General features: G+C 72.4%; 25 protein-coding genes and 1 pseudogene. 17 read left to right on the top strand and 9 right to left on the bottom strand.

The annotated features are described in order from the left end of the window. The first annotated feature begins 23 nt into the window (after positions 1-23). Positions 24-2,390 carry a phosphoketolase family protein gene (locus KM933_RS32530; protein ID WP_221359079.1) on the top strand — a complete coding sequence of 789 codons (2,367 nt, stop codon included), beginning with the start codon at positions 24-26 and terminating at the stop codon, positions 2,388-2,390. 96 nt (positions 2,391-2,486) lie between these two features. Here the strand turns inward: KM933_RS32530 and KM933_RS32535 are convergent, their stop codons facing one another. Further along, complete coding sequence (locus tag KM933_RS32535) at positions 2,487-3,275, bottom strand: ferredoxin reductase (protein WP_221359080.1); 789 nt, start codon at positions 3,273-3,275, stop codon at positions 2,487-2,489. Next, on the bottom strand, positions 3,268-3,873 hold the full coding sequence (locus tag KM933_RS32540; protein ID WP_221359082.1) for a sulfite oxidase-like oxidoreductase: 606 nt from the start codon (positions 3,871-3,873) through the stop codon (positions 3,268-3,270). Before KM933_RS32540 ends, KM933_RS32535 begins: the two co-directional genes overlap by 8 nt. 268 nt (positions 3,874-4,141) lie before the next feature. Between KM933_RS32540 and KM933_RS32545 the strand changes: the two genes are divergently transcribed. The 4 genes and pseudogenes from KM933_RS32545 to KM933_RS32560 form a co-directional block, all read left to right on the top strand. Continuing rightward, a complete protein-coding gene (locus KM933_RS32545) occupies positions 4,142-5,062 on the top strand; it encodes a quinone oxidoreductase family protein (protein ID WP_221359084.1) in 921 nt (306 codons plus the stop codon). Continuing rightward, positions 5,059-5,778 carry a GNAT family N-acetyltransferase gene (locus tag KM933_RS32550; protein WP_221359086.1) on the top strand — a complete coding sequence of 240 codons (720 nt, stop codon included), beginning with the start codon at positions 5,059-5,061 and terminating at the stop codon, positions 5,776-5,778. The genes KM933_RS32545 and KM933_RS32550 overlap by 4 nt, the downstream gene beginning before the upstream one ends. 556 nt (positions 5,779-6,334) lie before the next feature. Further along, a complete protein-coding gene (locus tag KM933_RS32555; RefSeq protein ID WP_221359088.1) occupies positions 6,335-7,105 on the top strand; it encodes a putative protein N(5)-glutamine methyltransferase in 771 nt (256 codons plus the stop codon). 17 nt (positions 7,106-7,122) lie between these two features. Next, positions 7,123-7,460, top strand: a pseudogene (locus KM933_RS32560) (virulence activator alpha C-terminal domain-containing protein); the annotation flags it as partial. 23 nt (positions 7,461-7,483) lie between these two features. On the opposite strand, the gene KM933_RS32565 reads toward KM933_RS32560, so the two are convergent. Then, on the bottom strand, positions 7,484-8,068 hold the full coding sequence (locus KM933_RS32565; RefSeq protein WP_221359090.1) for a hypothetical protein: 585 nt from the start codon (positions 8,066-8,068) through the stop codon (positions 7,484-7,486). A gap of 151 nt (positions 8,069-8,219) precedes the next feature. Continuing rightward, positions 8,220-9,233: a fibronectin type III domain-containing protein gene (locus tag KM933_RS32570; protein ID WP_430727399.1), complete on the bottom strand. Its 1,014-nt coding sequence runs from the start codon at positions 9,231-9,233 to the stop codon at positions 8,220-8,222. A 338-nt stretch (positions 9,234-9,571) separates the two neighbouring features. Between KM933_RS32570 and KM933_RS40410 the strand changes: the two genes are divergently transcribed. Next, positions 9,572-10,522, top strand: a complete 951-nt coding sequence (locus tag KM933_RS40410) for a glycoside hydrolase family 75 protein (RefSeq protein WP_308013614.1) — start codon at positions 9,572-9,574, stop codon at positions 10,520-10,522. Positions 10,523-10,547: 25 nt separating this feature from the next. On the opposite strand, the gene KM933_RS32580 is transcribed toward KM933_RS40410, so the two are convergent. The 4 genes from KM933_RS32580 to KM933_RS32595 form a co-directional block, all read right to left on the bottom strand. After that, entirely contained in the window at positions 10,548-10,988 is a 441-nt protein-coding gene (locus tag KM933_RS32580; protein WP_488269388.1) for a PTS sugar transporter subunit IIA domain-containing protein, read from the bottom strand. A gap of 1 nt (position 10,989) precedes the next feature. Then, positions 10,990-11,589 carry a dihydroxyacetone kinase subunit DhaL gene (dhaL, locus tag KM933_RS32585; RefSeq protein ID WP_221359093.1) on the bottom strand — a complete coding sequence of 200 codons (600 nt, stop codon included), beginning with the start codon at positions 11,587-11,589 and terminating at the stop codon, positions 10,990-10,992. 93 nt (positions 11,590-11,682) lie between these two features. Further along, positions 11,683-12,675 carry a dihydroxyacetone kinase subunit DhaK gene (dhaK, locus tag KM933_RS32590; RefSeq protein ID WP_221359095.1) on the bottom strand — a complete coding sequence of 331 codons (993 nt, stop codon included), beginning with the start codon at positions 12,673-12,675 and terminating at the stop codon, positions 11,683-11,685. A gap of 358 nt (positions 12,676-13,033) precedes the next feature. Then, the gene (locus KM933_RS32595; protein WP_221359097.1) at positions 13,034-13,987 is read right to left on the bottom strand and encodes a ScbA/BarX family gamma-butyrolactone biosynthesis protein; all 954 of its coding nucleotides are present in this window, start codon (positions 13,985-13,987) and stop codon (positions 13,034-13,036) included. A 109-nt stretch (positions 13,988-14,096) separates the two neighbouring features. Here KM933_RS32595 and KM933_RS32600 point away from each other — a divergent pair, with 109 nt between their 5' ends. Then, a complete protein-coding gene (locus KM933_RS32600) occupies positions 14,097-14,750 on the top strand; it encodes a ScbR family autoregulator-binding transcription factor (protein ID WP_221359098.1) in 654 nt (217 codons plus the stop codon). Positions 14,751-14,932: 182 nt separating this feature from the next. Continuing rightward, a complete protein-coding gene (locus KM933_RS32605; RefSeq protein WP_308013616.1) occupies positions 14,933-15,685 on the top strand; it encodes an SDR family NAD(P)-dependent oxidoreductase in 753 nt (250 codons plus the stop codon). An 80-nt stretch (positions 15,686-15,765) separates the two neighbouring features. On the opposite strand, the gene KM933_RS32610 is transcribed toward KM933_RS32605, so the two are convergent. After that, a complete protein-coding gene (locus tag KM933_RS32610) occupies positions 15,766-16,944 on the bottom strand; it encodes an IS701 family transposase (protein WP_221359102.1) in 1,179 nt (392 codons plus the stop codon). A gap of 381 nt (positions 16,945-17,325) precedes the next feature. Here KM933_RS32610 and KM933_RS32615 point away from each other — a divergent pair, with 381 nt between their 5' ends. The 9 genes from KM933_RS32615 (at position 17,326) to KM933_RS32655 (ending at position 26,827) form a co-directional block, all read left to right on the top strand. Beyond that, complete coding sequence (locus KM933_RS32615) at positions 17,326-17,904, top strand: TetR/AcrR family transcriptional regulator (RefSeq protein ID WP_221359104.1); 579 nt, start codon at positions 17,326-17,328, stop codon at positions 17,902-17,904. Between the two features lie 366 nt (positions 17,905-18,270). Beyond that, positions 18,271-19,515, top strand: coding sequence for an FAD-dependent oxidoreductase (locus KM933_RS32620; protein WP_221359106.1), 1,245 nt, complete (start codon positions 18,271-18,273; stop codon positions 19,513-19,515). Positions 19,516-19,596: 81 nt separating this feature from the next. Beyond that, positions 19,597-19,935: a cupin domain-containing protein gene (locus KM933_RS32625; RefSeq protein WP_221359108.1), complete on the top strand. Its 339-nt coding sequence runs from the start codon at positions 19,597-19,599 to the stop codon at positions 19,933-19,935. A gap of 14 nt (positions 19,936-19,949) precedes the next feature. Beyond that, the gene (locus KM933_RS32630) at positions 19,950-21,536 is read left to right on the top strand and encodes a class I tRNA ligase family protein (protein WP_221359110.1); all 1,587 of its coding nucleotides are present in this window, start codon (positions 19,950-19,952) and stop codon (positions 21,534-21,536) included. Between the two features lie 123 nt (positions 21,537-21,659). Next, the gene (gene panD, locus KM933_RS32635) at positions 21,660-22,037 is read left to right on the top strand and encodes an aspartate 1-decarboxylase (protein ID WP_221359123.1); all 378 of its coding nucleotides are present in this window, start codon (positions 21,660-21,662) and stop codon (positions 22,035-22,037) included. Positions 22,038-22,242: 205 nt separating this feature from the next. Next, a complete protein-coding gene (locus tag KM933_RS32640; RefSeq protein ID WP_221359124.1) occupies positions 22,243-23,574 on the top strand; it encodes a SidA/IucD/PvdA family monooxygenase in 1,332 nt (443 codons plus the stop codon). Next, on the top strand, positions 23,571-24,647 hold the full coding sequence (locus tag KM933_RS32645) for an NAD(P)/FAD-dependent oxidoreductase (RefSeq protein ID WP_221359126.1): 1,077 nt from the start codon (positions 23,571-23,573) through the stop codon (positions 24,645-24,647). Before KM933_RS32640 ends, KM933_RS32645 begins: the two co-directional genes overlap by 4 nt. Next, a complete protein-coding gene (locus KM933_RS32650) occupies positions 24,644-25,969 on the top strand; it encodes a condensation domain-containing protein (RefSeq protein ID WP_221359128.1) in 1,326 nt (441 codons plus the stop codon). The genes KM933_RS32645 and KM933_RS32650 overlap by 4 nt, the downstream gene beginning before the upstream one ends. Before the next feature lie 3 nt (positions 25,970-25,972). After that, the gene (locus tag KM933_RS32655; RefSeq protein ID WP_221359137.1) at positions 25,973-26,827 is read left to right on the top strand and encodes a VOC family protein; all 855 of its coding nucleotides are present in this window, start codon (positions 25,973-25,975) and stop codon (positions 26,825-26,827) included. Positions 26,828-26,966 lie beyond the last annotated feature (139 nt).

Here is a 26,966-nt window from a genome sequence, read left to right on the forward strand (position 1 = left end):
GAACCGGAACAGGAGTCCTCCTCATGGCCAAGGACCGCACGGCAGCGCTCGACGCACACTGGCGCGCCGCGAACTACCTGGCCGTCGGTCAGATCTACCTCCTCGGCAACCCGCTGCTGACCGAGCCCCTGCGGCCCGAGCACATCAAGCCCCGGCTGCTCGGCCACTGGGGCACCTCGCCCGGCCTCAACCTGGTGCACACCCACCTCAACCGTGTCATCGCCGAGCGCGACCTCGACGCGATCTGCGTGTGGGGACCCGGCCACGGCGGCCCCGCCGTCCTCGCCAACTCCTGGCTGGAGGGCAGCTACACGCAGACCTACCCGGACATCACCCGGGACGCCGCCGGCATGGAGCGCCTCTTCCGGCAGTTCTCCTTCCCCGGCGGGGTCCCCAGCCACGTCGCCCCCGAGACCCCGGGCTCCCTCCACGAGGGCGGCGAGCTGGGCTACTCGCTCGCCCACGCGTACGGTGCGGCCTTCGACAACCCGGACCTGCTGGTCACCTGCGTGATCGGGGACGGCGAGGCCGAGACGGGACCGCTCGCCGGCTCCTGGCACTCCAACAAGTTCCTCGACCCGGTCCACGACGGCGCCGTCCTGCCGGTCCTGCACCTCAACGGCTACAAGATCGCCAACCCCACCGTGCTCGCCCGGCTGCCGCGCGCCGAACTCGACGACCTCCTGCGCGGCTACGGCCACGAGCCCCTCCACGTGTCCGGCGACGACCCCCGCCGCGTGCACCGGGAACTGGCCCGGGCGATGGACCTGGCGCTGGACCGCATCGCCCGTATCCAGCGGGAGGCCCGCACCGGCGGGAAGGGCCGGACCGGGACGTACGAACGCCCCCGCTGGCCCGTCGTCGTCCTGCGCACGCCCAAGGGCTGGACCGGCCCCGCCGAGGTGGACGGCGACCCGGTCGAGGGGACGTGGCGCTCCCACCAGGTCCCGCTGTCCGGTGTCCGGGACAACCCCGAGCACCTGCGGCAACTGGAGGACTGGCTGCGCTCGTACCGCCCCGAGGAACTCTTCGACGCCGAGGGCCGCCCCACCGATCTGGTCCTCGACTGCGTGCCCGAAGGCCCCCGCCGGCTCGGCGCGAACCCGCACACCAACGGCGGTCTGCTGCTGAACGCCCTGCCGATGCCCCGCCTGGAGGACTTCGCCGTCCCCGTGGACAAGCCCGGCGCGAGCATGCACGAGCCCACCCGGATCCTCGGCGACCTGCTGGCCCGGATCATGGCCGACACGGCGGAGCGGCGCAACTTCCGGGTCGTGGGCCCGGACGAGACCGAGTCGAACCGGCTCGGCGCGCTGTACGGGGCCACGGGCAAGGCATGGCAGGCCGAGATCAAGGACACCGACGAGCACCTCGTCCGCGACGGCCGCGTACTGGAGGTCCTGTCCGAACACCTCTGCCAGGGCTGGCTGGAGGGCTACCTCCTCACCGGACGGCACGGGCTGTTCTCGTCGTACGAGGCGTTCGTGCACATCGTCGACTCCATGGTCAACCAGCACATCAAGTGGCTCAAAACCGCGCGGGAACTGCCGTGGCGGGCACCGCTGGCCTCCCTCAACTACCTGCTCACCTCGCACGTCTGGCGCCAGGACCACAACGGCTTCTCGCACCAGGACCCGGGCTTCGTCGACCACGTCCTCAACAAGAGCCCGCAGGTCGTACGGGTCTACCTGCCGCCGGACGCCAACACGCTGCTGGCGGTCGCGGACCGGGCCCTGCGCAGCCGCGACCACGTGAACGTGATCGTCGCCGGCAAGCAGCCCTGCTTCGACTGGCTGTCCATGGAGCAGGCCCGCGCCCACTGCGCCCGGGGCGCGGGCATCTGGGAGTGGGCCGGGACGGAGGACGGGGAACGCGAACCGGACGTGGTCCTGGCCTGCGCCGGCGACGTGCCCACCCAGGAGGTCCTCGCCGCGGCCGCACTGCTGCGCACCCACCTGCCCGACCTGGCCGTACGGGTCGTCAACGTCGTCGACATCGCCCGGCTGATGCCGCGGGGCGAACACCCGGACGGCATGGCCGACTCCGAGTACGACGCCCTCTTCACCGTGGACAAGCCGGTGGTCTTCGCCTACCACGGCTACCCCTGGCTGATCCACCGGCTGGCCTACCGGCGCACCGGCCACGGCAACCTCCATGTGCGCGGCTACCGGGAGTCGGGCACCACCACCACCCCGTTCGACATGGTCGTGCGCAACGACCTCGACCGGTACCGCCTCGTCATGGACGTCATCGACCGCGTCCCCGGTCTCGCCGTGCGCGCCGCCGCCGTACGGCAGCGGATGGCCGACGTGCGGACCCGCCACGAGACCTGGATCCGCGAACACGGCACCGACCTGCCCGAGGTCGCCGACTGGACCTGGTCCGGCTGACGGCGGCGCCCCTCCGGTCCGGAACCCGCGGGGTTCCGGACCGGTCACCGTCACCGGTCACCGTCACCGGTCACAGCCATCGGTCACCGTCACCGGTCAGCCGAAGCGTTCGATCCGGATGCGGTCCACCGGCTGGCCCGCGCCCACCAGCAGCCGTGACGCGTGCTCGGCGAACCCGTTCGAGCCGCACACGTACGCCTCCCAGCCGCCGTCCGGCCCGTCGGCCAGGAGCCGCTCCACCTGCGCGGCCGACAGACGGCCCACGGGCACTCCCGGCGGGGCGTCACGGGTGAACACCGCGGTGGTCTCGGCGCCGTACTCGGACGCGTAGACCAGCTCCTCGGGACCGCGCGCGGACACGAGCAGCCGCAGCGGCACCGCCAGGTTCCGCGCACGGTGGTGGCGGACCATCGACATCAGCGGTACGACACCGGACCCGGCGCCGAGGAGCAGGGCGGGCCGGTCGCCGGGCCAGGCGAAGAAGCCGCTGAGCGGTCCGCGCAGCTCGACCTCGTCACCGGGTTTCGCGACCGTGTGGAACCAGCCGGACACCTCGCCGCCGTCGACGTGGTCGAGGGTCAGCTCGACGTGTCCGAGGTCGTCGGGGGGCGACGCGATCGAATAGTGCCGCTGGGCGACGTAGCCGTCCGGCGCGCGCAGCCGGAGCATCAGGTGCTGGCCGGGCAGATGGCCCGCCCAGCGCGGCACGGCGAACCGGAAGGTCGCCGCGCGCGGTGTCTCCCGGCGGATGTCGGTGAGGACGGCGCGCTGCCAGGTGGCTGCGGCACGGTTGCTCACGGCGATCCGGCCGGGCACGGCGAACCGCGTCGGAGGCGTCCAGGCCGCGGGGCCTGCGCCCGCCGGGGGCGTCGGGGTGTCAGTCACCGGAGTACCGCTGCTCCTCCCAGGGGTTGCCGCGGTGGTGGTAGCCGTTCTGCTCCCAGAAGCCCGGCTCGTCGTGGTCGAGGAGGCGGATGCCCGCGATCCACTTGGCGCTCTTCCAGAAGTACAGGTGCGGCACGAGCAGCCGCGCCGGACCGCCGTGCTCGGCGGGCAGCGGCCCGTCCCCGTACTCCCAGACGATCCAGGCGCGCCCGCCCGTCAGATCCGCGAGCGGCAGGTTCGTGGTGTAGCCCGTGTGCGAGTAGGCGACCGCGTGGGTGGCCTCCGGGGCCGGGCGGACGAGCTCCAGGAACGCGTCGAGCGACACGCCGCCGAAGCGCACCCCGAACTTCGACCAGCTCGTCACACAGTGGATGTCGCCCTCGTAGGCCGACGGCGGCAGCGCGTGCGCCTCGTCCCAGGTCCAGGTGCGGGGTTCGGCGACCAGGCCGTCGACGGTCAGCGTCCACTGCGCCGGCGCCAGTTCCGGCGTGACCTCCGCGGACAGGACGGGCCAGTCGTCGCCGGCGTCGTACTGCCCGGGCGGCAGCCCGTCGTTGCGGACGCGCGGACGCCCCGCGAAGCCTCGGGTCACGCTCATCGGGTCACGCTCATCGGGTCACGTTCACGTTCATGCGGGCGGTGCCTCCGGGCCGGCCGGGTGGCGGCCCTTGATCGTCGGGTACGCCCTCCACGGTACCGGGCCGGCCGCCGGCCCCCCTCCGGGGAGCATTGCCGCCGTATGAAAACTCGGCGGTCCGGGACGGTTCCGGGAATAGCGGCACCCGCGATCTTCCTTGGCGAGAGTAGCCGCCGGACGGTGCCCCGTCGGCGTGCGGAGACCCGGCGCGAAGGAGAGTGACGCAGCGATGCCCAAGGCGTACGTCTTCACCCAGTACGGCGGCCCGGAGACCGAGGCGCTGGTCGAACGGGACCGGCCGTCCCCCGGCCCGGGCCAGTTGCTGGTCGCCGTCCGGGCGGCGGGTGTCAACCCCGTCGACTGGAAGCAGCGCGCCGGCTACCGGCGGCCCGGCCAGGCGCCGCACGAGCTGCCCGCCGTCCTCGGCAGCGAGGCCGCCGGCGTCGTCGAGGAGATCGGCGAGGGCGTCACGGGGTTCGAGGTCGGGGACGAGGTCTTCGGCAGCCCCGTGTCCGGCGGCTACGCCCAGTACACGCTGTTCCCCGTGGCGGTGACCGCGCACAAGCCCGCCGCGATCTCCTTCACCGACGCGGCCGCCCTGCCCGTCGCGGCGGCCACCGCCTACGACGGGGTGCGTCAGCTGGACCTGCCGGCCGGCGCGACGCTGCTGGTCACGGGCGCGGGCGGTGGCGTGGGTGTCGCGGTCCTGCAGATCGCCCGTGCGGACGGCCTGAACGTCGTCGGCGTAGCGAGCGCCGGGAAGAAGGACCTGGTCGAGTCGCTCGGCGCCGTGCACGTGCCCTCCGGCCGGGACTTCGCCGCGGGCGTCCGGGCGGTGGCGCGGGGCGGTGTGGACGCGGTGTACGACCTGGTCGGGGGCGAGGTGCTGGAGGCCGCGGCCGGGCTGGTGGCGGACCGCACGAAGCTGATCACCGCGGGCGGCAAGGACATCGTGACCGGCCTCGGCGGCTCGCCCGTCGTACGGGCCCGTACCGCCGCGGTGCTCGACGAGGTGGCCCGGCTCGTCGTCGACGGCCGGCTGGACCCCCTGGTCACACGGACCTTCCCCCTCGAACAGGCCGCGCAGGCACTGCGTGCCGTCGAGGAGGGCCATGCCCGCGGCAAGATCGTCATCGAGGTCGCCGCATGAGCGCCGCCCGCCACCCCCTGGACAACCCGGGGTTGACCTCGCTGACCGGCCCGCACGCCCGTTTCGCCGAACGCCGCGGACGTGTGCTGCGCTACCCCGTCGACGTGTCGCCCTGGCTGGCCCTGCCCGACGAGCCGGACGCCGGTGACTGGGCGGACGCCGCGGTGCTCGCGGGACCGGGCGCCGAGGTGGCGGTGCCCGCCTTCCGCGGCGAGGTCCCGGAGGGCTGGGAGGTGGCGTGGCGGGTGGACGGTGTGCAGTTCGTGGACGGCGGCGACGGCGGCGACGGCGGCCTGGCCACCGCGCCGGACCCGGAGGCGGTACCGCTCGGTCCCGCCGACGTGCCGGAGATGCTCGATCTGGTCGGGCGCACCAGGCCGGGACCGTTCCTGCCGCGCACGGTCGAGCTCGGCACGTATCTGGGGATACGCCGGGACGGTGTCCTGGTCGCCATGGCGGGGGAGCGGCTCCACCCGCCGGGCTGGACCGAGATCAGCGCGGTCTGCACCGATCCCGCGTTCCGGGGCGAGGGCCTGGCCACCCGGCTGACGCTGGCGGTCGCCGACGGCATCCGTGCCCGGGGCGAGACCCCGTTCCTGCACACCGGAGCCGACAACGCCACGGCCGTGCGGCTCTACGAGTCGCTGGGGTTCCGGCTGCGGCGCAGGACGACGTTCCTGTCGGTGCGGGTACCGGAGCGGCTGGCCGTCGGCTGAGGGACACCGGTCCGGGACTGACGGGCGGCGGACACGCCCGCCGTCTGCCGACCGCAGTCGTCTGCCGCCTGCAGTCCGCCGTCCGCAACTGCCGTCCGTCGCCGTCGCCCGTAGTCCTCGCCGACCGTGGCCGACTGCCGACTGCCGACTGCCGACCGAGGCCGTCGGCCCGCCGCTGCCGTCCGCCGGCCGCGGTCGGCAGCCGGTGGGAGGGCGGCCACGGCCGGCCGGGCACGCCCCCGGGCCCGCCCTCCCGCGTGCCGTTCGTCGCACGGTGCGGCCACCGGTGGGCCCGCACCGTCCCGGGGCCGGCGCGGGCGTGGTGCCCGCGGTGCGCGGACGGCGCGCGGGAGGCGGGAGGGCGGCCCGCGCCCGCGGCCGTGTACTGTTGCCGTCCGGCTGAGGACCGCCCAGCCGCGACGGACCGAGGAGGTGAGCCCCATCACCGCTGTGTCAGCTCGGGTGCTCCCGCCTCAGGCCCTCACGGGCATCAGGTGACCTAGGCCCTGCCGGCCTGGAGGGCGCCCTTCGGCTTCCCGAAAGGCTCTCGGCTTCCATGCCACCTTCTTACTCCCAGGTCGTCACCACGCTCCGGTCCGCGGGCTGCGTCTTCGCCGAGGACGAGGCGCGGCTGCTCCTGTCCACGGCCCGCACCCCGGCCGAACTCGCCGCCATGGTGGACCGCCGTGCCGCGGGCCGGCCCCTTGAGCACGTGCTGGGCTGGGCCGGTTTCAGCGGTCTGCGGATCGCGGTGGAACCCGGTGTCTTCGTGCCGCGCCGGCGCACCGAGTTCCTGGTCCGGCGGGCCCTCGCCCTCGCTCCCGCGGCCCCGGTCGTCGTGGACCTGTGCTGCGGGTCCGGTGCGGTGGGGGCCGCGCTGGCCGCCTCCCTGCCCGGCGCGGAACTGCACGCCGCCGACATCGACCCCGTCGCCGTGCGGTGCGCCCGGCGGAACCTCGGCGTGCGGGGCCGGGTCCACCGGGGGGACCTCTTCGAGGCGCTGCCGGGCGGGCTGCGGGGACGTGTCGGGGTGCTGGCCGCGAACGTGCCGTACGTCCCCACCGGGGAGGTGGGACTGCTGCCCCCGGAGGCGCGCGACCACGAACCGCTCGTCGCCCTCGACGGGGGAGGGGACGGACTGGACGTGCTGCGCCGCGTGGCGGCCGAGGCGCCGCGGTGGCTGGCCCCCGGCGGGGGACTGCTCGTCGAGACGAGCGAGCGGCAGGCGGACCTCGCCGTCGGGATCTTCGCGGACGCCGGACTGACGCCTCGCCACGAGGTGTCGGAGGAGCTGTGCGCGAACGTCGTCACAGGAGTGCGGCGGTAGCCCGGCGAGGAGTCCGACTGGCCCGCTGGACCGCCGCGCCCCGGGACACCCCAGGCCGCCGCGCGACACGCGGCGGCTGCGGGCGGCGGCGGTGGTCGGCACCGCGGGGACCGAGGAGGACCTGCGCCGCCATCCCGGCCTGCACCGGAGGCGGCTGGCGGAGTACGAGGCGACCCGGGAGCGGGACTTCCCGCCGGGCAAGGAGGCCCCCGCGGACCGGCTCCAGCACCTCGTCCTGCGGACCGGGATCGACCTGGAGACCTTCTGGACGGGCTGGCTCACGCATGCGCTGGCGGAGTTCGAGGGGCTCGCGGCCGAGGACGGTGCCGACCGGGGCGTCGGACCGCCGCCGTGATCACAACCGGATCGCCGCCGTGATCACAGCCGGTCCGGCCTGGAGCGCCGGCGCAGGACCCAGACCGTGGCCCCGACACCGGCGGCCACCAGGAACCCGCCCGCCGCGTAGGTGACACCGCCGTAGTCCTTCGTGGTGCTGCCCATGCCGCCCATCACCCCGCGCGACGGCGACGACGACGGCGACGCGGTCGCGGTCGCCGTGCTCGGGGCCGTGGTCGCGGAGATCGTGGGGGTCGTGACGGGGGAGACCGTGACGGACTGGGTGCCCGCCGTCGAACCGTCGGCGCAGACCACGACGACGGTGTAGGTGCCGGAGGCGACGTTCGACCAGGCGGCGGACTGGCTGCCGCCGTTCCCTGACAGGGCCGCCTGGCGCCCCTGGGCGAAGTTCGTCTGTCCGGCGGAGAGCAGGGAGGCGTCGCCCATCGATCCGCCGGCCCGGGTGACGCACGCGGTGGTGGTCACCTGGACGGTCGTGCCGCTGGTGGTCACGTCGATCCCCGTGGCCGCCGCGGCCACGCCGGGCGCACCGGCGGCGAGGGCCAGCGGCAGCGCGGCGGCCGCCACGGCCGGGCCGGAGCGGACGAGTGTCTGAGTGATACGCATACGCATAGGACTGCCCTCCGACGGCACGGTGGCGGTACATCCCATGAACCGCCGAGGGTCGGGAACGCCCGTGCTGCCTTCGCACCGAGCCAAGACGACGGCCGCCGTTTCCGCACGCGGACCGGGACCGTGCAGGTGAACATCCCCGTCCTCAGCCGGTTTTCCCCGCGGTCGTCACCGTCCGCTCCGCCGAGAAGGCGCCCCAGGTCCCGTCCGGCAGCTTCGCCCGTATCCGTACCCGCTGGGTGAGCCCGGACTCCCGTCCCACGTAGAAGCTGTACTCCGCCCTGCCGCGGGGCGGCGGCGCCCCCCAGACCAGCGAGGTGACCGGTTCGCGGTCGAGCTGGATCTGGTACTCCGTGATCACGCCGTCCACCGGGGGCGGCGTCCAGGACAGGTCGAGGTAGTGGGCCCCGTCCTCGCGGTGGGTCGCGGCACGGAACGCGGTGGGCGCCATGCCCGGCCCGGCGGCCGTGCCCTTCCCGTCGCCGGAGCCGCCCGGGGTGGTGATCCGGACGGTCCCGCTCGCGGGCGAGACGTTGTCCGCCGCGTCACGTGCCCGGACCGTGAAGGTGTAGCGCGTGCCCGGCCGCAACCCGGTGACCACGGTCGCCGTCTGCGCCCCGCCCACACTGTGGATCTTCGTGGCGCCCTGGTGGACGTCGTACGAGGCCACGCCCCGGTCGTCCGTGGACCGGACCCAGGACAGCTGCGCGGCCCGGTTTCCGGCCGCCTTCCCGCTCGGGCGCCCCGGACGGCTCGGGGCCTCCACGTCGGCGGCGGCCGCGGCGGGCGTGGTGGCCCGTACCGGCTCGCTGGGCGGACCGAGCCGGCCGTCGGTGCCCCGTGCCCGTACGGAGAAGGCGTAACCGGTCGACGGCCTGAGCCGGGTCACGTCGACCATGTGCTGCGAGCCGGGCACTTCTTTCACCTTCGTGGCGCCGCGGTACACCTCGTAGCGGGCGACCCCGGGTCTTCCGGAAGCCCGGTTCCACATGACGTGCACGCTGGTCGCGCTGCCCGCCGCCGCGGTGACACCGGCCGGGGCCCCGGGCGGGCGGCCGTCCCCGTCCGCGCCCTGTCCGCCGGAGCCGCAGGACACGCAGGACACCAGGGCGAGCAGCGCACTCCCGGCCACGGCGGTTCGCAGGAAAACGGGTCGCACGGTCCTGCCCTCCCTCGACGGGATTGGTCCGGACCAATAGTGACGCCGCGGGTGCGGTCGCTTCAAGAGGGCCGCCGTTCGCGGTGTCGACCGCGCGTTACGTATGCTGATCCTCGGAACGGCTGAACTCGCCTGTGTCGCAGTGGAGTTCATGCCGACGGCGCGGAACGCTGTCGTCGCCGATCCCGCGCCGCCGACGGCGCACCACCGGGCGTGCACCGGACGGCCCCCCAGCGGTGGACGCGCGGACGGACCCCCGTCAGATTGGGCTGAGTGTTCGTCGGTACCCGCCGCTCGTCGGTGTCCGTCCGTCAGTTCCCGCTCAGAAGGGGCCCATCGTGCGAGTCCGGTCGCTGATGCTGGTCGCGGTCGGCGCCGCGCTGATCGCTCCCGCCGCGCTCCACGGCGCGGCCCCGCCGGAGGCCGCGCACGAGCGCCCCGCCTCCGGCCCCGACGCCGGCCCGCGGGACGCTCCGGACGCGGACGCGGCAGACCTCCCGGGGCAGGTGGACCTCTCCCGCACGGAAGCCGTCCCGGTCACACGGCACGGACGGGCCCCGGGGAACACCCTGACCGTGTCCTCCGGACTCGGCCCGCGGCACACCCCGCTCACCCGGCCCGGCCGGAAGCCGGGGACCGTACCGGGCCCGTGGCGCGGGCGGGACCCGCGGAACGCCCCGGACGCCCGGCGCGGACAGGCCGCGGGGGCCGTCCGGGCCGCGGACCTCCTGGCCGCGGTGCGCGACTGCGCCCCCGTCTCCCGGGCGCCCTTCCGCAGCGACGTCGGGAAGCCCGCGGACATCGACGTCTGCGGCAGGCGGAACGCCGTCTACTGGAAGGCCGACCTGGACGTCGACTGCGACGGCAGGCCGGGCCGGTGGTGCAACGCGCAGACCGACCCGCTCTTCCACGACACCACCGCCTACCAGCAGTCCGACGGACGCCAGCTGAGCGCCGAGCGGCTGCCGTACGTCGTCGTGCCCGCACCGAGCCACCGCTGGAACCACCGCGAGCACGGCGTCCGCCGCGGCACGGTCGCCGCCGTCGTCCACCGCGACCGCGTCCGGTACGCGGTCGTCGGCGACGTCGGCCCCGAGGACATCATCGGGGAGGCGTCGTACGCCCTGGCCCGCGACCTCGGTGTCCACCCCGACCCGCGGGGCGGCGGGACGGCGTCGGGGGTCACCTACATCCTGTTCAAGGGGTCCGCCGCCGCACCCGTCGAGAGCCGCCGGGCCGCCGCCGCGCAGGGGGAACGGCTCGCCCGCGCGTTCGTCGGGCGCGGCTGAGCCCACGGCTCGCCGGCGGCCCGCCTCACACCTTCCGGTACGTGTACGCGTCGGCGGCGGCCGCCTCCACCGCCGCCAGGTCCGCCCCCGCGGACGCCGTGACGACCGCGGCCACCGCGCCCTCGACGAACGGCGCGTCCACCAGACGGGTGTCCGGCGGAAGCTCGTCACCCTCCGCCAGCAGGGCTTTCACGGTGAGGACCGCGCTGCCGAGGTCGGTGAGCACGGCGACACCGGCGCCGCGGTCCACGGCGGCGGCCGCGGCGGAGACCAGCTCGGAGCTGGTGCCGAGACCGCCGTCCCCGTCGCCGCCCGCCGGGGCCACCGGGACGGTCGCACCGCCGCCCGCGAGGCCCGTCGCCAGCTCGGCGACCGAGGCGGCCACCGCCGCGCTGTGCGACACGAGCACGATGCCCACGAGCTTCGCGCCGTCCTCCGCGCCCGCCCCCGGCACGCCCTCCGCCACGTCACTCACCGGCCGCCTCCGTGAGCGCCGCGATCAGGAGCGCCGAGGACGCCGCCCCCGGATCCTGGTGTCCGACGCTGCGCTCGCCCAGATAACTCGCCCTGCCCTTGCGCGCCCGCAGCGGCGTGGTCGCCAGAGCACCCTCCTCGGCGGCGGCGCGTGCCGCGGCGAAGGAGTCACCGAGCGCGGCGACGGCCGGCACGAGCGCGTCGATCATCGTCTTGTCGCCGGGCGCCGCCCCGCCGAGCTGCATCACCGCGTCCACGCCGGTGCGCAGCGCCTCGGCGAGGTCCTGCTCGCCGACCTCGGCCGCGTCGCCGAGCGCCTTGCCGGTGCGGCGCAGCAGAGTCCCGTACAGAGGTCCGGACGCGCCGCCCACCGTCGAGATCAGCTGACGTCCGGCGAGCGTCAGGACGGCTCCCGGGGTGCCCGGTGCCTCCTTCTCCAGGACGGCCACCACGGCCCGGAAGCCGCGCTGCAGATTGCTGCCGTGGTCGGCGTCGCCGATCGGCGAGTCGAGGGCGGTGAGCCGTTCCGCCCCGCGTTCCACGGAGACGGCGGTCGCCGCCATCCAGCGGCGGAAGAAGTCGGCGTCGAGCACTGGATCTCCTTGCGTGTCGGGGGGTACTGACCAGTTACCCGACCGATCAGGCAGACGTGGGCCGGCCCGTCGATCAGGGGAGGGGAGCGGCCCTCACATGCCCCAGCGCAGGCCCGCCGTACGCACCGGCGCGTCCCACAGCCGCAGCAGCTCCTCGTCGATCCGGCACAGGGTCACCGAGGCGCCCGCCATGTCGAGCGAGGTGACGTAGTTCCCGACGAGGGTGCGGGCCACCGGGACGCCGCGGTCGGCCAGCACCCGCTGCACCTCGGCGCTGAACCCGTACAGTTCGAGCAGCGGGGTGGCTCCCATGCCGTTCACCAGGAGCAGGACGGGGCCGCGTGGGTCCATGTCCTCCAGGATCGCGTTCACCGAGAAGTCGGCGATCTCGCGCGAGGTCATCATCGCGCGCCGTTCCCGGCCCGGCTCGCCGTGGATCCCGACGCCCAGCTCCAGCTCCCCGGGCGGCAGGTCGAAGGTGGGACTGCCCTTGGCGGGCGTGCTGCAGGCACCCAGTGCGACCCCGAAACTGCGCGAGCTCCCGTTGACCTGGCGGGCCAGTGCCTCGACCCGTTCCAGCGGGCGGCCCTCCTCGGCCGCGGCGCCCGCGATCTTCTCCACGAACAGCGTGGCGCCGGTGCCGCGGCGGCCCGCGGTGTAGAGGCTGTCGGTGACGGCCACGTCGTCGTCGACGAGCACCTTGGCGATCTGGATGCCCTCGTCCTCGGCGAGCTCCGCCGCCATGTCGAAGTTGAGCACGTCACCGGTGTAGTTCTTCACGACGAACAGCACACCGGCGCCGCTGTCCACGGCCGCGGCGGCCCGCACCATCTGGTCCGGCACCGGGCTGGTGAACACCTCGCCGGGACAGGCCGCGGACAGCATCCCGGGGCCCACGAACCCGCCGTGCAGCGGCTCGTGCCCCGATCCGCCACCGGAGACGAGCCCCACTTTCCCGGCCACCGGTGCGTCCCGCCGTGCGATCACCCGGTTCTCGACATCCACGGTCAGCTCGGGGTGAGCGGCGGCCATGCCCCGCAGCGCGTCCGCGACGACCGTCTCCGCCACGTTGATGAGCATCTTCACGGGTGTCTCCTGACTGGTACTGACTTCGCCGGCGGAACGCCGGCTCTTCCGTGCGACCGGATGAGGGGGGCGGAAACGGTGCTGCCGTCAGCAGTATCGGTCTTGCGGCGGCGAAGGTCACGTGCCCGGCCGCGCGAACAGGGCCGATCCGGTGGGTGACCGGCGCCGGCGGGGCAGAGCCCGGCGGGGCAGGGCTTCGCCGACGGGTTCCGCGTCCACCGGTGGCGCAGCGCTTGCGAACCCCGGGACCGTACTCCTGGTGTGAGGAAGACCTCCGTGCGGTGGGCTCCTGGACGGCTCCCACCGCACGGAGGTCTTCGCCGTGATCGACACGCCCGGGTGCCGGCGGTGCTCGTGATCAGTGCAGTTGGGCCGGTGCGGGCTCCGGCCGGAGCCGGGTGGGAAAGGGCTGGGTCATGACGCTGGAGGTGAACACCGTCCGGTCGTTCTGCACGCCGACGACCTCGACGGTGTGCCGGCCGCAGGCGCTGGCCTCACGGCTGGTCGCGACGATGCGACACGGCTGGTCGAACTCCACGTAGCGCAGGAACCTGACGCTGAAGCCGGTGGGCAGGGCGGGTGACGGATGGACGGTGGCTCTGGCGGCCTGGCCGCATGCCTCCAGCAGCACCATGCCGGGCACGTGATCGTGCGGATGGTCGAAGAGCACCGGGTGACCGGTGTCGGTCCGGAGCAGCCAGGTGCGGGGGGTCTCCGCCGCGGCGAGGACGACGTCCTGGGGCCGGCGGCACCCGGTCGGGGCGGCCGCGACGGGCGGCGGAGGGGGGAGCAGACGCGACATCGCCGCGTGCGGGTCGGCGTAGGGGCCTCGCAGGCGGTCGTAGATGGCGGGTGGGTGCGCACTGTAGGTCACCTGGGCCGATCCGAGACGGAGCTCGCCGCGGGTCGCCTCGACGGAGGCGCTGAGCCGGACGGATCCCAGCTTGCGCCGTGTGACCCCGGAGTGGGTGATGGCGAGGCGCACCCGCGCGTCCTGCGCTTCGGTGCGCAGGGAACCGGGTACCACGGACAGTTCGAACGCCTCCCAGCCCATGCGGCTGGACGCGGGGATGTCAAAGGCCGTTCTGGACAACAGGGCCAGGGACTGTCTGATGCTTTCGGTGAGGATGTGAGGCGAGTACATATCCGGGTCAGGGGTGTAGAAGCGGTGGACCCCTGGCCAGCGCGCGGTCACGACATGCGTGTCGTCGGCCTTCGCGACCAGTCCGTCGACGAGCACCTCGCCCAGATCCGTCTTGCCGACGTATCGGTGGAGGTCGGAGGGGAGTGGAGCCACACTACCGAGGGACATGTGATCCTTTCTGAAAGATCATTGCTCGTGCCGTGTCTCCTCTGTGAAACATTCGAGGATAAAAATAAATACGATTATGTTTCTTGTCGAGAGGTCAACTGGGGTGCATATGAGGCAGGTCGGCGGCAAGAGGTCGGCTCCGCAGCAGGCGAGGGCGCAGCGCACGCGTGCTGAACTCCTGCGTGCGGCCGCCGAGGTCTTTGCCGAGCAGGGCTTCTTCGCGACGACCCTGACGGCGATCACGGATCGGGCCGGGGTGACGCTGGGGGCGGTGTACTTCCACTTCAGGAACAAGGAGGAACTCGCACGGGAGATCGTCCAGCAGCAGCCCGAGCGGGTGCGTCCCGTGCTGGAGGAACTCAGGTCGGACGGACTCCAGTTCGCGGTGGACGTCACCCTCGGCTGGGCCCACCTGGTCGTGGACGACGTCTTCCTGCTGGCGGGGGCGCGTTTGGTGATGGACCAGGAGTTCTTCATGAACGGGGAGCAGAACTCGCACCAGCAGTGGACCGAGGTGCTGCTGGAAAGCCTCTTCGAGGCCCGGCGCCGGCGTGAGATGCGTACGGCCGTGGACGCCGAGGCGCTGGCGCGGCTGATCGTCAACGCCTGCACCGGGGCGCAGATGCACGCGCACCTGGAGACGGAGCGGCGGGACCTGCCCCAGCGTGTGCGGGACATGTGGCTGTGCCTGCTTCCGGCTGTCGCCACCCCGGCCGCCCTGAGCAAGATCGAAATGGATGAGAGTCGTTACACTTCGCGGTGAACGGCGCGGTTTTGACGCAAGAGTCGTGCCGTTGGGCGACGCGGTCTGCCTTGTCCCCGAAATGGCCGAAAAGATGGACATCGGTCGGAGCCGGCCGGGCCGGGAAGCACCGATCTCGTGTCACTGTGTGCGAAGCGATGTCTCCGCTGCTCGCTCCGACATTCATTTCACGGGGGGCTGCCGTGCTCACAGGCAAGACGATCATGATTTCGGGTGCTTCCAGCGGTATCGGGGCCGCTGCCGCCCGCCTCTTCGCGAGGAGGGGCGCCCAGGTCGTGCTGATGGCGCGCAAACAGGAGCCGTTGCGAAGACTCGTCGACGAACTCACCGCCGACGGGGCACGGGCTCTCGCGGTGGCCGGGGACGTGACGTCGAGCGCGGACGTGAGGCATGCCGTCGCCGAGACCGTGCGGTGTTTCGGCGGTCTCGACGCGGCGTTCAACAACGCGGGGTGGGGCACGGCGGGGTTCGCCGTCCACGAGGTGCCCGACGCGATGTACGACCACATCATGGACGTCAACGTCCGCGGTGTCTGGAACTGCCTGCGCCAGCAGATACCGGTCATGCTGGAGCAGGGGCGGGGCGGGGCGATCGTGAACACATCCAGTACCGCCGGGCAGTTCGCCACCGGTGCGGTGGCGCCGTACGTCGCGGCCAAGCACGCGGTGCTCGGCCTGACCAAGGCCGCGGCGGCGGACTACGGCAGCAAGGGGATCCGCGTCAACGCCCTGGTGGTGGGAAGTACCAGAACGCCTTTGATGAAGGCCGCGATGCAGTTCATGCCGTCGGAGGACGCGGCCCACGCGCGGGCCGTCCAGCGGCGGCTCGCCCTGCCGGAGGAGGTGGCCGAGGCCGCCGCCTGGCTGTGCAGCGACCTGGCTTCGTTCGTGACGGGGGCCGCTGTGGCCGTCGACGGCGGGGTGGGCGCGATCTGACGGACCGCGTGCGGTGAGCGGAGCGGGGCCGTGCGCCGCAGGCGCGCGGCCACCGGTACGGGGCAGCGGGGGGCGAGCTCTCAGGCCGGCATGGAGTGCAGCACCCGGTGGGAGGAGAGGGGTCTGCCGCCGAGTCTGCGGTAGGCGTGGGCCGCGGACACCAAGGTCATGTAATGGTGCCAGCCCGGGTAGGAGCGGCCCTCGAAGTCCAGCAGTCCGAGATCCTGCTCCAGTTCGTGAACGGCTGCCGTGGCACTGCTGAGGTGCTCGGTCATGAGGGAGAGTTCACCGACCCGGTGGTGCACCATGTTGGTGAGCCAGAACCGGTGAGGGCGGCGCTGGTCGATGAACAGGCGGTGGACACCCTGCCCCCGCGTGCCGGCCGCGGACAGGCGGACCAGGCAGTCGAGTCCGCCGCCTTCCCGCTGCCGCTGCCGGAGGGCGCCGCGGGCGTCCAGCTCCGCCCGCGCCGGGGGTGGGAGCACGAGCGTACGGTCGCCGTTCGTGGCCGGTGGCCGCACCGGTTTCCGGCCGGGCGGGCCGACAGTCGTGACGGGCAGCGCGGACGGCACCGCGACGACGAACTCGTTCCGCTGACGTGACAGCACACGCGCCAGGTCCATGGTCGATCCGCTGTCGCTCATGTCCGCCACGAGGGGGGCCGGCGCCACGCCGGGACACCGCCGCAGCCGGTCCGCCATCTCGAAGGCGTCGGCCCAGGCCGGCAGCGCCCGGGCGTCATGGGGGATCCGGGTCCGCCGGCGCAGGTGGGGGTCCATCCAGCGGTCGGGAAGATGAAGACGCCAGTCCACCGGCACCGCTGTCGAACCGTTCGACAGGAACAGCCCGACCGCCATCTGGCAGTTGACGTGCTGTCCCAGCCGGGGCACGAAGCGCCGGTGCACCCCGCACGAGTGTTCCCCCCGCTTCGGCGTGACCGTCGAGGCGACGGTCCACACGGTCGGGGACAGCCGCGCCCCGGTCCAGCGTGCCAGTTCCTGGCGGACCGGCTGCCACTCCCAGGGGCTGGAGTTGACGAACTGCTGCAGCGACTGGAACGCCGTCGGGGACGCCGTGACGGCCGAGGCCAGGCGCTGGACGCTCTTCTTGCCCGGGACCGTCAGAAGCCCGAGAAGGTAGGCGTACCCCCAGCGCCGCTGATCGGCGCGTTGCAAGTGAGCGAAGACGGTGTTCGTGAAGTCGAACAGGCGCTTGGCGTCAGTGGTCGTGCCGACGAGGGACGGATGGGGCGAGGACATGCTGCTCCCTTCTCTCAGGGTGAGCAAGAATAATTGACTCAACTATGTTTTTGACGAGTCGGGAATCGGACATTGCGGTGCGGGACAAACTCCTGGAAGCGGGGACCAGAGTGGCGAACGCGAACCGGAACAGGCCAACTCGGCTTTGCCCGAGGGAAGGTTGGACTTGAAGAAACAGCCGTGTGGCGGCGACGCTGGGGTGTCCTACGACAAGATCCTTCAAGGAGCCGTGCCGACACCGAACCGCTGACCGCGCCACCGTGACGGCGAGTCTCCGTGTCGGCAGGGCCACCCTTGCGCAGGTCGAGGTGGGCCCTCGCGTGCGACGGGCCCCCTCGGCGCGGCGGTCGCCAGGCAACCACACAGCGCCCCGGAGCACACATGCAGGAAAGAGCAACGCGAACACGGCAGGCCCTGGTGCTGGCAGCCGCCTCGGAGTTCGACCGGCACGGGTACGCCGGCACGTCCCTGGTGCAGGTGTGCAAAGTGGCGGGCGCCACCACCGGTGCGCTCACCTTCCATTTCCGGGGGAAGAGCGAACTGGCCGACGCCGTCCAGGCGGACGGGTGTGCGGCCGTCCGGCGCGCGGTCGAGCCCTTCACCGGACCCCAGGGTCCCGCCCTCGAACGGATAGTCGAGCTGACCCTCTCGCTGACCCGTCTCCTGCAGGACGACCCGATCGTGCGATCGTCCGCACGCCTGAACAGGGAGCGTCCGGACAGTGGCTTCAGCTGGGCGGCCTGCTGGCTGCCGACCGTGGGGGAGCTGGCGCGCCGGGCCCAGCGCACGGGCCAGTTGCGCGCCGGCACCCGGATCGACGCGGTGACCTACCTCGCTGCCTGCCTCCTGCTCGCAGCCGAGATGCGCGTACGCGCCTCCCTCCAGGCCGCTCGCGACCCTGACGCGGTGCAGCAGCTCGAAAGGATGTGGGACCTCGCCCTGCACGGCCTTCTGCCGTGAGGTGAGGACGCCGGCGCCGCACCCGTTGTCCTGCCCGCGCCACTTGAGCAAGTCGGCGTTGTCGGCGGCGTACGGCGGAGGCCAGACTGACATCATGGCCGCCGCCGGCCCTGCGACACGACCGGCGGGCAATGCGCGACGCCTTTACCGTAAATTCTTTTGCACTTCCGAACGAAACCGCATGCGGTGGCACTTCCCCAAGGGTGCGTCTCCTGACCCAAAGTGGACGGGAAATGTCACATACGCCTCTCGTGCAAGTCGGCGGCAATGGCGAAGATCTAATCCGTCACCACCCGGACAGCCCTCTGGCTGAAGTTCCTGTCAGCCCTGTCAGGCATGCCCTCATTAAGGTGTACAGGAGGATTGATGGCGGAGACCGAACGCTTCGACGTGGTCGTGGTCGGCGGTGGGATAGCCGGATCCGCGTTGGCGGCAGCCCTGGCCGGTGACGGATATGAAGTGATGCTCCTCGAACGGCAGACCACCTACCGTGACAAGGTTCGCGGCGAGGTCATCAACTGCTGGGGAGTGGAAGAGGTCATCGCGCTGGATCTCGAAGAATGCATCCTGAAAGCCGGCGGGACGTATGTCGACCGGTTCATCGGATTCGATGAGATAGTGGATCCGGAAACCGCGATATCCAGGGCATTGCGACTGGACGAGATGCTCCCCGGAATTCGGGGAGTACTCGACGTCGGGCACCCCGCGGCCTGCGAGGCGCTTTCCGCCGCCGCCGAGGAGAAGGGCGTCAGGGTCGTGCGCGGCATCGGCGACGTCCTGGTGACCGCGGGGCCCGGTCCGACGGTCCGGTACGAGCACAACGACATGGAACACGAGGTGGCCTGCCGGCTGATCGCCGGGGCGGACGGCAGGATGTCCACGGTGCGCCGTCAGCTGGGCATCGGCCTGACGCAGACCCCGCCGAACTCCCTCGGCGGAGGAATGCTGGTCGAGGACCTGCACGACTGGCCGGTCAACGTCACCTCCATCGGTACCGAGAACGACCTGCTCTACTTCGTCTTCCCGAGGGAGGGCGGCCGCGCCCGCCTGTACCTCCTGCACGACGTCTCGCAGAAGGGCCGCTTCGCCGGACCGAACCGCCACGCCGAGTTCCTGCAGGCATTCCGGCTCGACTGCATCCCTGGCAGCGAGATGTTCGCGACGGCCACCCCCGCTGCCACCTGCGCGTTCTATCCCATGAACGACGCATGGGCCGACAGGCCCGCCGTGCCCGGCGCGGTGCTGCTCGGAGACGCCGCAGGCTGGTCCGACCCGGTGATCGGACAGGGCCTGTCCATCGCCCTCCGCGACGCGCGCATGGTCCGGGACTGCCTGCGCTCCGCCGGCACATGGGACGAAAAGATCTTCGCCCCCTACGCCGAGGAGCGCAAGGAGCGCATGCGCCGCCTGGAGATCTCCGGGTCGGTACGCACCACGATGAACATGACCTTCACCGCTCGGGGCCGGGCCCGCCGCAAGGCGTACGCCGAAGTGTGGCCCACCGACCCGGTGCTGGCCGGGTCACGGCTCGCCACCTTCCAGGGCCCGTTCCACGTGCCCGCCGAATCGTTCGAGCCCGACACCGTCGAGCGCCTGTTCGCCCTGGGGTGACCGGAACGGCACAGGCACCGCACTCCCGCGACCAGGCACGAATCCCTCCCCCTTCCGGAAACACCGGGTGAAAGGATCCGCATGTACGTCAAGACCACCGCCGGCGACGAACTGATCCGCAAGAACGGCTGCGACATCCGACAGCTCTATCCCTGGGAAGGCGTCGTCACCCCGCCGTGGAACAGCACCCTGTGCTCCATCCGGCCCGACGAGTCCAGCACCCCGCACGGCCACGACACCGACGAGACGTTCATCTTCGTCAGCGGCCGGGGACGCGCCCGGGTGGGGGACGAGGAACGGCAGGTCGCCCCCGGTGACGTGATCTACATCCCGCACGGGACCGACCACATCGTCACCAACACCAGCCCGAGCGAACCACTGACGTTCGTCTCCATCTACTGGCTCCAGCCGACCGGGTGACGAGGAGCGCTTCCATGACCGACGCCCCGCACGGCGCCCGCTCCGGCCGACGACGCATCGACGTCACCTTCTCTCCCCCCACCCCCAACGGGGACCTCCACCTGGGCCACCTCGCCGGCCCCGTACTCGCCAGCGACGTCTGCGCCCGGTCCCAGAAGGTCCTCGGCCACGACGTCGCCTTCGGCACCAGCACCGACGACAACCAGACCTACGTCGTCACCACGGCCGAGCGCATCGGCACCGAACCCGAAGCGCTGATCCGGCACGCCTTCGGCAGCATCACCCGCACCCTCGGCCTCGCGGCCGTCGACGTCGACCTCTTCGAACGCCCGGACCCCGATTACACCGCCTTCGTGCACTCCTTCTTCACCCGCCTGTGGCAGAACGGCGCCTTCGACCGGCGCGAGGTGGAACTGCCCTACGACGCCGCATCCGGCACCTACCAGGCCGAGGCGTTCGTCACCGGACGGTGCCCGACCTGCCTGGCCCACGCCAGGGCGGGTGTCTGCGAGGCATGCGGACTGTACAACCTGCCGGGTGCCCTGCTGTCCGCGGGCGGACCGGCCCGCGACCTGCCGCGCAAGCCCGTCTCCATCTGGGTCCTGGACCTGGAGCGCTACCGCGACATGCTCACCGACTGGTACGACAACTCCGACGTGCAACTGCGTCCCGACCTGGCCCGAGTGGTCGCCCAGACACTGGCCGGCCCCCTCCCGTACATCCCGATCACCTACCCCCTGACCTGGGGCATCACCGTGGACTGGGACGGTCCCGACCAGCCCGGCCAGACCGTCAACGCCTGGCCCGAGATCTATGTGGGCCATGTGTACTGGCTGCGGAAGGCCCGCGGCGGCGAGCGCCACAGCCCCGACGAACTGGTCCAGTTCATCGGCATCGACAACGGCTTCTACAACGCGTTCGTCTACGTGGCGCTGTCGCTGCTCGCCACCCGCCACGGTCTGCCCGTCGAACTGTCCAGAACCCGCACCCTCACCAACCAGTACTACCTGCTGGAGGGGCGCAAGTTCTCCACCAGCAAGGGAGACGTGCGCTGGGCGGGGGAGTACCTGGAGAGCGTCGGCCGTGACCGCACCCGGTTCGTGCTGTCGCTGACGAGTCCCGAACTGCAGCAGTCCGAGTTCAGCGAGCCGGTGGCCGCCTCCACCCTCGCCGCCCGGTTCGACACCCCCCTGGCGAGGATCGGCAGAGGTCTCGCCGGGGCCGCGATCGGCCGGTGTGTCGACACCGACCCCTCCGCGTGGTGGAAGACCGCCCTGAGTGCCTCACGGCAGCGCTTCGAGGACGCCTACCGGCTGGAGACGTTCTCGATCCGTAAGGCCGCCGAGGCGCTGGCACTGCACCTGGAGGTCCTCTCCCTGCGCTGCGAGGACCTCGACACCGACGACCCGGCCGACGTCAGCGGCGCCCTGCAGTTCCTGTGGAGTCTGCGCACGCTCGCCTGGCCGCTCACGCCGGACCTGTGCGAGCAGATCACCGGGGCCTTCGGCGCCCCCACCGGCGAGTCCGCCCCGCCGCTGCTCGCCGACCTGGACAACCGTCCCCCCGGCGGCTTCGCCGGCCTGGCGGTACCCGCCCCGTAGTACCCCCGGCGGCACCTCGGCGGCACCTCCCGGCCGTCCGCCAGAGCTGTCACCGCACCGGTGACCCCTCACCGACCACCGTCACCCTCCACGCACCATCACCCTCCACGAAGGAGCCATGCCATGCTGCGCACGTTCATGCACTCGAAGATCCACCGTGCGACCGTCACCGACAGCAACCTCAACTACGTCGGCTCCATCACCGTCTCGCCGGAACTGCTGGAGGCCGCCGGCATAGGCGTCCACGAACTGGTGCACGTCGTCAACATCAACAACGGCGCGCGCTTCGAGACGTACACCATCCTGGACGACTCGCCCGAGGCGCCCCGCGGGCACATCGTCATCAACGGGGCCGCCGCCCGTCTCGTGCAGCCCGGCGACAAGGTCATCATCATCAGCTACGCGCAGCTGAACGACGAGGAGCGGACGGGTTTCAAGTCCCAGGTCGTCCACGTCAACGACAGCAACGAGATCGTCGAGACGGCGCTCCTGAGCTCCTGAGCGGACACCGGCCTTCCGCCGGCCGCGACGATTCCCCACCGCCGGTGGCGCCCCGGGCGACACCGTGCCCCGGGCGGTGGGGCCGGTCCTGCTGCTCCGCGCGTCGACACGCGCGGGCGCCGCAGGGACGTTCCAGGCACCTGCGGCGGACCGCCGCAGGTGCCTGCCACCTCCGCACGCATGACAAGCCGAGGGACGACCAGCCATGAAACAGAAAGTCCACCCCATTCTGGGCATCGGATTCGGACCGGCGAATCTCTCCCTGGCCGTGATTCTCGAAGAGCTCGGGCACCTGGACGACGCCCACTTCATCGAACGGTCGAGCGTCTTCCAATGGCAGGACGAGCAGCTCCTGTCGGGCGCGGACATCCAGAACAACCCCTTCCGCGACCTCGCCATGCAGCGCAACCAGGACAGCCCCCACACCTTCATCAAGTACCTGGCGTCCCGCGGAGCACTGACCGACTACCTCCATCTCAACGCCAAGTTCCCCCTGCGCCGTGAGTACGGTGACTACCTGGCCTGGGTCGCCCGGGCGTTCTCCGCCCTGGTCGACTACGGACAGGGCGCCGCGCAGCTCACGCTCCAGGACGACGAGGACGGCAACGAGCTGTTCTGCGTCGAGACCCACGACAACCAACGCCACCTCGGCCGGACGGTCGTCCTCGGTACCGGACGCTCGCCGCGCGTGCCGCCCCCCTTCCCGGCCAGCCTGGGGCACACCGTCTTCCACTCCACCCGTTATCTGTCGTCCATCAACGCCTTCAACGACCAGAACATCGACGTGGCCGTCATCGGCGCCAGCCAGAGCGCCATCGAGATCGTGCTCAACCTGCTGGAACGGCCGAACGTACGCCAGGTGACCTCCATCCACCGCAGCATCGGCTTCCGCCTCAAGGACACCAGCCCCTACAGCCGCCAGGTCTTCCTGCCCGAATTCGTCGACTACTTCCACCCGCTGCCCGCAGCGGTCAAACGCCGCCTGCGCGCCGACCTGCGGTCCATCAACTACGCAGCCTGCGACCAGGACGTGATCGACCGTCTGACCACCGTGCAGCGCGAGTACAGCCTCATCGGCTCCGAGCGTCTGCGGCTGCGTCCCTTCACCGAGGTCACGGAGATCGACACCCCCTCCGACGGCGGCCCCCACCGCCTGGTCACGCGCGAGACCAACCACCACACCCGGGAAACCCTCGACGCGGACGTCGTCGTCCTCGCCACCGGATTCAAGGACTTCGGCATCGGCGCCGACGACGAGCGCTACCACCCCCTGCTCGAAGGCGTGGCCTCCCGTCTCCCCCTCGACGAGGAAGGCGTCCCCGAAGTGGGCCGCGACTACGCGATCGAACTCAAGGCGCCCGCCTCGGCGCCGCGCCCGTTGAGGATCTACCTCAACGGCCTGTGCGAAGCCAGCCACGGAATGGGCGACGCCGGCGCCCTGGCCATGCTCTCCGCACGCGCCTCCGACATCGCCGCCTCCCTGCTGGCACCCCCCGCCCCGGCATCCCGCCGCCCGGCGTACGAAGCCATGCGATGACGGCGGCGCTGACGGCGGACGTGGCGATCGTGGGCGGCGGAATCATCGGCCTGGCCAGCGCCGAACGGCTCACCGCCCACGGCGCCCGCGTGATCGTCATCGACGACACGGCCGCCGCCGGAGGAGCCACCGGCGTCTCGGGCGGACTGGTCCGCGCCTTCGACCCGAGCGGTACCCACACCGCCTGGGCCGCCGAGAGCAGCATCCGCTACCGGTCGCGCGGATGGCACGGCTCCTGGCCCGCCGTCCGCCGGCACGGCAGCCTGACACTGATCGACCGGCGGGAACTCGCTGCGCTCACCCCGCACATCGAGGCCGTGCGCGACGCCGGACTCGAGATCGACGTCCTCGACGCCGGCGACATCGAACGGCGCCACCCCCAGCTCACCGTCCCTGACCACCTCCTGGCCGTGGCCGAGCCGCAGGCCGGATGGCTGCCGGCCGCGGACGTCGCCCTGGCCCTGCGCCGCGACGCCGGCGCCGGTCTGCACCTCCACCACACCCGGGCCCTCGGTCTGAAGCACTCCTCCTCCCGCGTCCGGGGCGTGCACACCTCCGGTGGCGACGTTCACGCCGACGCGGTCCTGCTCGCCGCCGGCACCGGCAGCACGGACCTGGCGGCGTCGGTGGGCGTGCGACTCCCGCTGCGCACGAGAGCGGTGAGCTACTGCCTGTTCCACAGCGACGACATCGCCGGCCTGCCCACGACGGTCGACCGCACCACCGGCGCCTGGCTGCGCCGGTGGGAGAACGGCCACGCGGTCCTGGCCGGTGTCGCCTCGGCCCGCGCCGACGTACCCGCACGCATACGCGACGGTGTCGGCAGGGCCGAGGAGGACCGCATCCGCACCGTCGTCGCCGAGCGCTTCCCGCACCTCGCCCACGCCCCCGCCGTCGGCGGTGTCACCGCGTACGACGCCATGACGGCGACAGGCGGTCCGGGAACGGTGACCAGCTGGCCGGACCCGCACGGACTGGTGACCGCGGTCGGCTGGAACGGAGGCGGTTTCAAGCTCGCCCCCGCCATCGGCCGCCAGGCCGCCGACCACCTCATGGAGGCGCTGAAACGATGACGCGTGCGACACGGTGGCGTCTGAACCCCACCGACGAGATGCTGCACCGGGCCGCGATCGAACTGGGCTCCTCCCGGATCGTCCAGGTCCTGTGGCGCCTTCCCGGCCCGGTACCCGTCACCGAGCTGCGTGCCGAATGGCGCCGCCTCGACCGCGGCCTGCTCAGCCGCACCGCGGTGCCGGGCACGGTCCCCGCGGCCCGCAGCAGATGGGTCATGGCGTCCAACACCCATGCCCTGGCGATCGACCGCACGCCCCTGACGCCGGACACGGCCCTCGCGTGGGCCGACACACAGGTCCTCACGCCCCTGCCGGCCGGTTCCACCCGACTGTGGCGGCTGGCGGCCGCCCCCTGCGCCGACGGATGCCTCGTCTCCCTGACGGTCCCGCACTTCCGCAGCGACGGCCTGGGCATTCTCCGCGCGATCGCGGCACGCACTCCGGCGCGCCCGCCCCACGACAGCGACCTCACCGACGCGCTCGGCCAGACGGTCCGGGCCCTGACCCGGACGGCACCCTGGCTGCTGCGCCTGCCGCACCGGCGCAGGCTGGACATCCTGCGGACCCTCGCCCAGCCGTCCCCGCCCGCCCGCACGCCCGGTCCGGCCTCCCGGCCCCGCTACTTCAGCACAGCCGTCGTCACGGTGCAGGCCGACGCGTGGCGGGCCGCCGCCCGTCACCGGCACGGCACCGACAACACCCTGCTCCTGGAGATCGCCGCCAACCTCGTGCGGACCCACGTCCCCCGCACGGCCCGGCAGGACGTCCAGGTCGGCGTCCCCATGAGCCTGCGCGACTCGCCCCGTGACGAGCAGGCGAACGCACTCGTCGTCGTACCCCTGAGCCTTCCCGGAGGCGCCGCGAACCACGAGGACCTGCAACCGACCCGGCAGGCCACCAAGGCACTGCTGCGCCGTTCCGGGGCGCACAGTGCCACCCTCGTCCCCGAGGCGCTGTGGCACCTGCTGCCAGCACGGGCCGCCGCGGCACTGAAGGCACCCGGAGCACAGCAGACCGACGTCGTGGCCTCCAACTTCGGCCACCCGGACGACGGCGTGACCACCTTCGCCGGGCGCACGGCCGACTCCCTCGCGCTGCGCACCATGAACGTGCCCGGCCTGCTGCCGGACAGGGCCCGCCTACGAGCCTCCTTGTGCCTGGTGCAGAGCGGCGGGCGGATGACGGTGACGGTGACCGGGATGCCCGACCACTTCGGGGACTCCGCCCGCCTGAACCGCTGTGTGAGCGAGGAGTTCGCAGCCTGGGGCATACCGGTGCAGTCCTGGTGGTCCCCGGCTCCCCACCCCGTGCAGAAAGGCTGACCGATGACCGTGCCCCAGCGGCCCGCCGACCCCGAACGCTGGTTCCGGACCCGCCCCGACTCCTCCACGCTGGCCAGGCCGCGCCTGCTGGCCCGCTCGCTGATCGCCCTGCCCGACCTCGACGAGCACATCGGCCACTACGAGAACCTCCTGGGCGTTCCCGCCGACCTGCGCATGCCCATCCCCGACTTCGGTGGCCTGGAGCTGGCCGCCGTCGGGAACCTGCTGCTCATCGCCAGCAGCCGCCCCTTCACCCCGATCCAGCGACGAACACGCTATTCCCTGATCGTGCCCCACCTCCAGCGGCAACTGGACCTGCTCGACGGCACCGGCACCACCGTCCTGGAACCGCCCGAACCCATCCTCCCCGGCGCCAGGGCCCGGGTCCGCTACCCCGACGGAACCCTGGCGGAACTCGTCGAGCACCGGCCCTGGCCCGGTGAACGGCCCCGGACCGCCGTGCCCGGCACCGTACGGACGGGGCCGCGGGCGACGGGGATACGGCTGCTGGCGCGGCACGCCGTCGCCGACGAAGACTTCCCCGCGACCGTCCGGCTCTACGAGAACCTCCTGCAGACCCCCGCCCACACCCCCACCCGTCTGACGGGACCCGGAGCGGTACGCACCGCCACGGTGGGAAACCTCCTCGTCGTCGGCCTGCCGACGACCCCCGCCGACGTCGCGCAGCCCCGCACGGCACTGATCATGCCCGCGCACACCCTCGCCCCGCCTACCACCGCGGACACCCCCGTCCTCGCCGGGAACGTGGCGGCGGAGCTGTGGAGCGAGAGCGTCCAGGACACCTTCGCCCCGCCCCGCCCCGTCGTGGGCCCGCGCCCGGGAGCGGGTCATGCCTGAGACCGCACCCGCACCCGCACCCGCGTCCGTACCGGCATCCACACCCGCGTCCGTACCTGCCGTCGCGTACCGCACCAAGCCGGTACGCCGGTTGGATCGGGTGGTCATCCGGTTCGCGGGGGACTCGGGTGACGGGATG

Origin of the sequence: Streptomyces beigongshangae (genome assembly GCF_019710745.1) — a bacterium.
Classification (GTDB): Bacteria; Actinomycetota; Actinomycetes; order Streptomycetales; family Streptomycetaceae; genus Streptomyces; species Streptomyces beigongshangae.

Excerpts from the sequence above, each read along its gene's own strand:
- KM933_RS32620 (WP_221359106.1), top strand. The coding sequence starts at position 18,271 with ATGGCGGAGACCGAACGCTTCGACGTGGTCGTGGTCGGCGGTGGGATA.
- KM933_RS32540 (WP_221359082.1), bottom strand. The coding sequence starts at position 3,873 with ATGAGCGTGACCCGAGGCTTCGCGGGGCGTCCGCGCGTCCGCAACGAC.
- KM933_RS32625 (WP_221359108.1), top strand. The coding sequence starts at position 19,597 with ATGTACGTCAAGACCACCGCCGGCGACGAACTGATCCGCAAGAACGGC.
- KM933_RS32610 (WP_221359102.1), bottom strand. The coding sequence starts at position 16,944 with ATGTCCTCGCCCCATCCGTCCCTCGTCGGCACGACCACTGACGCCAAG.
- KM933_RS32645 (WP_221359126.1), top strand. The coding sequence starts at position 23,571 with ATGACGGCGGCGCTGACGGCGGACGTGGCGATCGTGGGCGGCGGAATC.
- KM933_RS32550 (WP_221359086.1), top strand. The coding sequence starts at position 5,059 with ATGAGCGCCGCCCGCCACCCCCTGGACAACCCGGGGTTGACCTCGCTG.
- KM933_RS32630 (WP_221359110.1), top strand. The coding sequence starts at position 19,950 with ATGACCGACGCCCCGCACGGCGCCCGCTCCGGCCGACGACGCATCGAC.
- KM933_RS32640 (WP_221359124.1), top strand. The coding sequence starts at position 22,243 with ATGAAACAGAAAGTCCACCCCATTCTGGGCATCGGATTCGGACCGGCG.
- KM933_RS32565 (WP_221359090.1), bottom strand. The coding sequence starts at position 8,068 with ATGCGTATCACTCAGACACTCGTCCGCTCCGGCCCGGCCGTGGCGGCC.
- KM933_RS32555 (WP_221359088.1), top strand. The coding sequence starts at position 6,335 with ATGCCACCTTCTTACTCCCAGGTCGTCACCACGCTCCGGTCCGCGGGC.
- panD (WP_221359123.1), top strand. The coding sequence starts at position 21,660 with ATGCTGCGCACGTTCATGCACTCGAAGATCCACCGTGCGACCGTCACC.
- KM933_RS32650 (WP_221359128.1), top strand. The coding sequence starts at position 24,644 with ATGACGCGTGCGACACGGTGGCGTCTGAACCCCACCGACGAGATGCTG.
- KM933_RS32530 (WP_221359079.1), top strand. The coding sequence starts at position 24 with ATGGCCAAGGACCGCACGGCAGCGCTCGACGCACACTGGCGCGCCGCG.
- KM933_RS32600 (WP_221359098.1), top strand. The coding sequence starts at position 14,097 with ATGAGGCAGGTCGGCGGCAAGAGGTCGGCTCCGCAGCAGGCGAGGGCG.
- KM933_RS32545 (WP_221359084.1), top strand. The coding sequence starts at position 4,142 with ATGCCCAAGGCGTACGTCTTCACCCAGTACGGCGGCCCGGAGACCGAG.
- KM933_RS32615 (WP_221359104.1), top strand. The coding sequence starts at position 17,326 with ATGCAGGAAAGAGCAACGCGAACACGGCAGGCCCTGGTGCTGGCAGCC.
- KM933_RS32655 (WP_221359137.1), top strand. The coding sequence starts at position 25,973 with ATGACCGTGCCCCAGCGGCCCGCCGACCCCGAACGCTGGTTCCGGACC.
- KM933_RS32595 (WP_221359097.1), bottom strand. The coding sequence starts at position 13,987 with ATGTCCCTCGGTAGTGTGGCTCCACTCCCCTCCGACCTCCACCGATAC.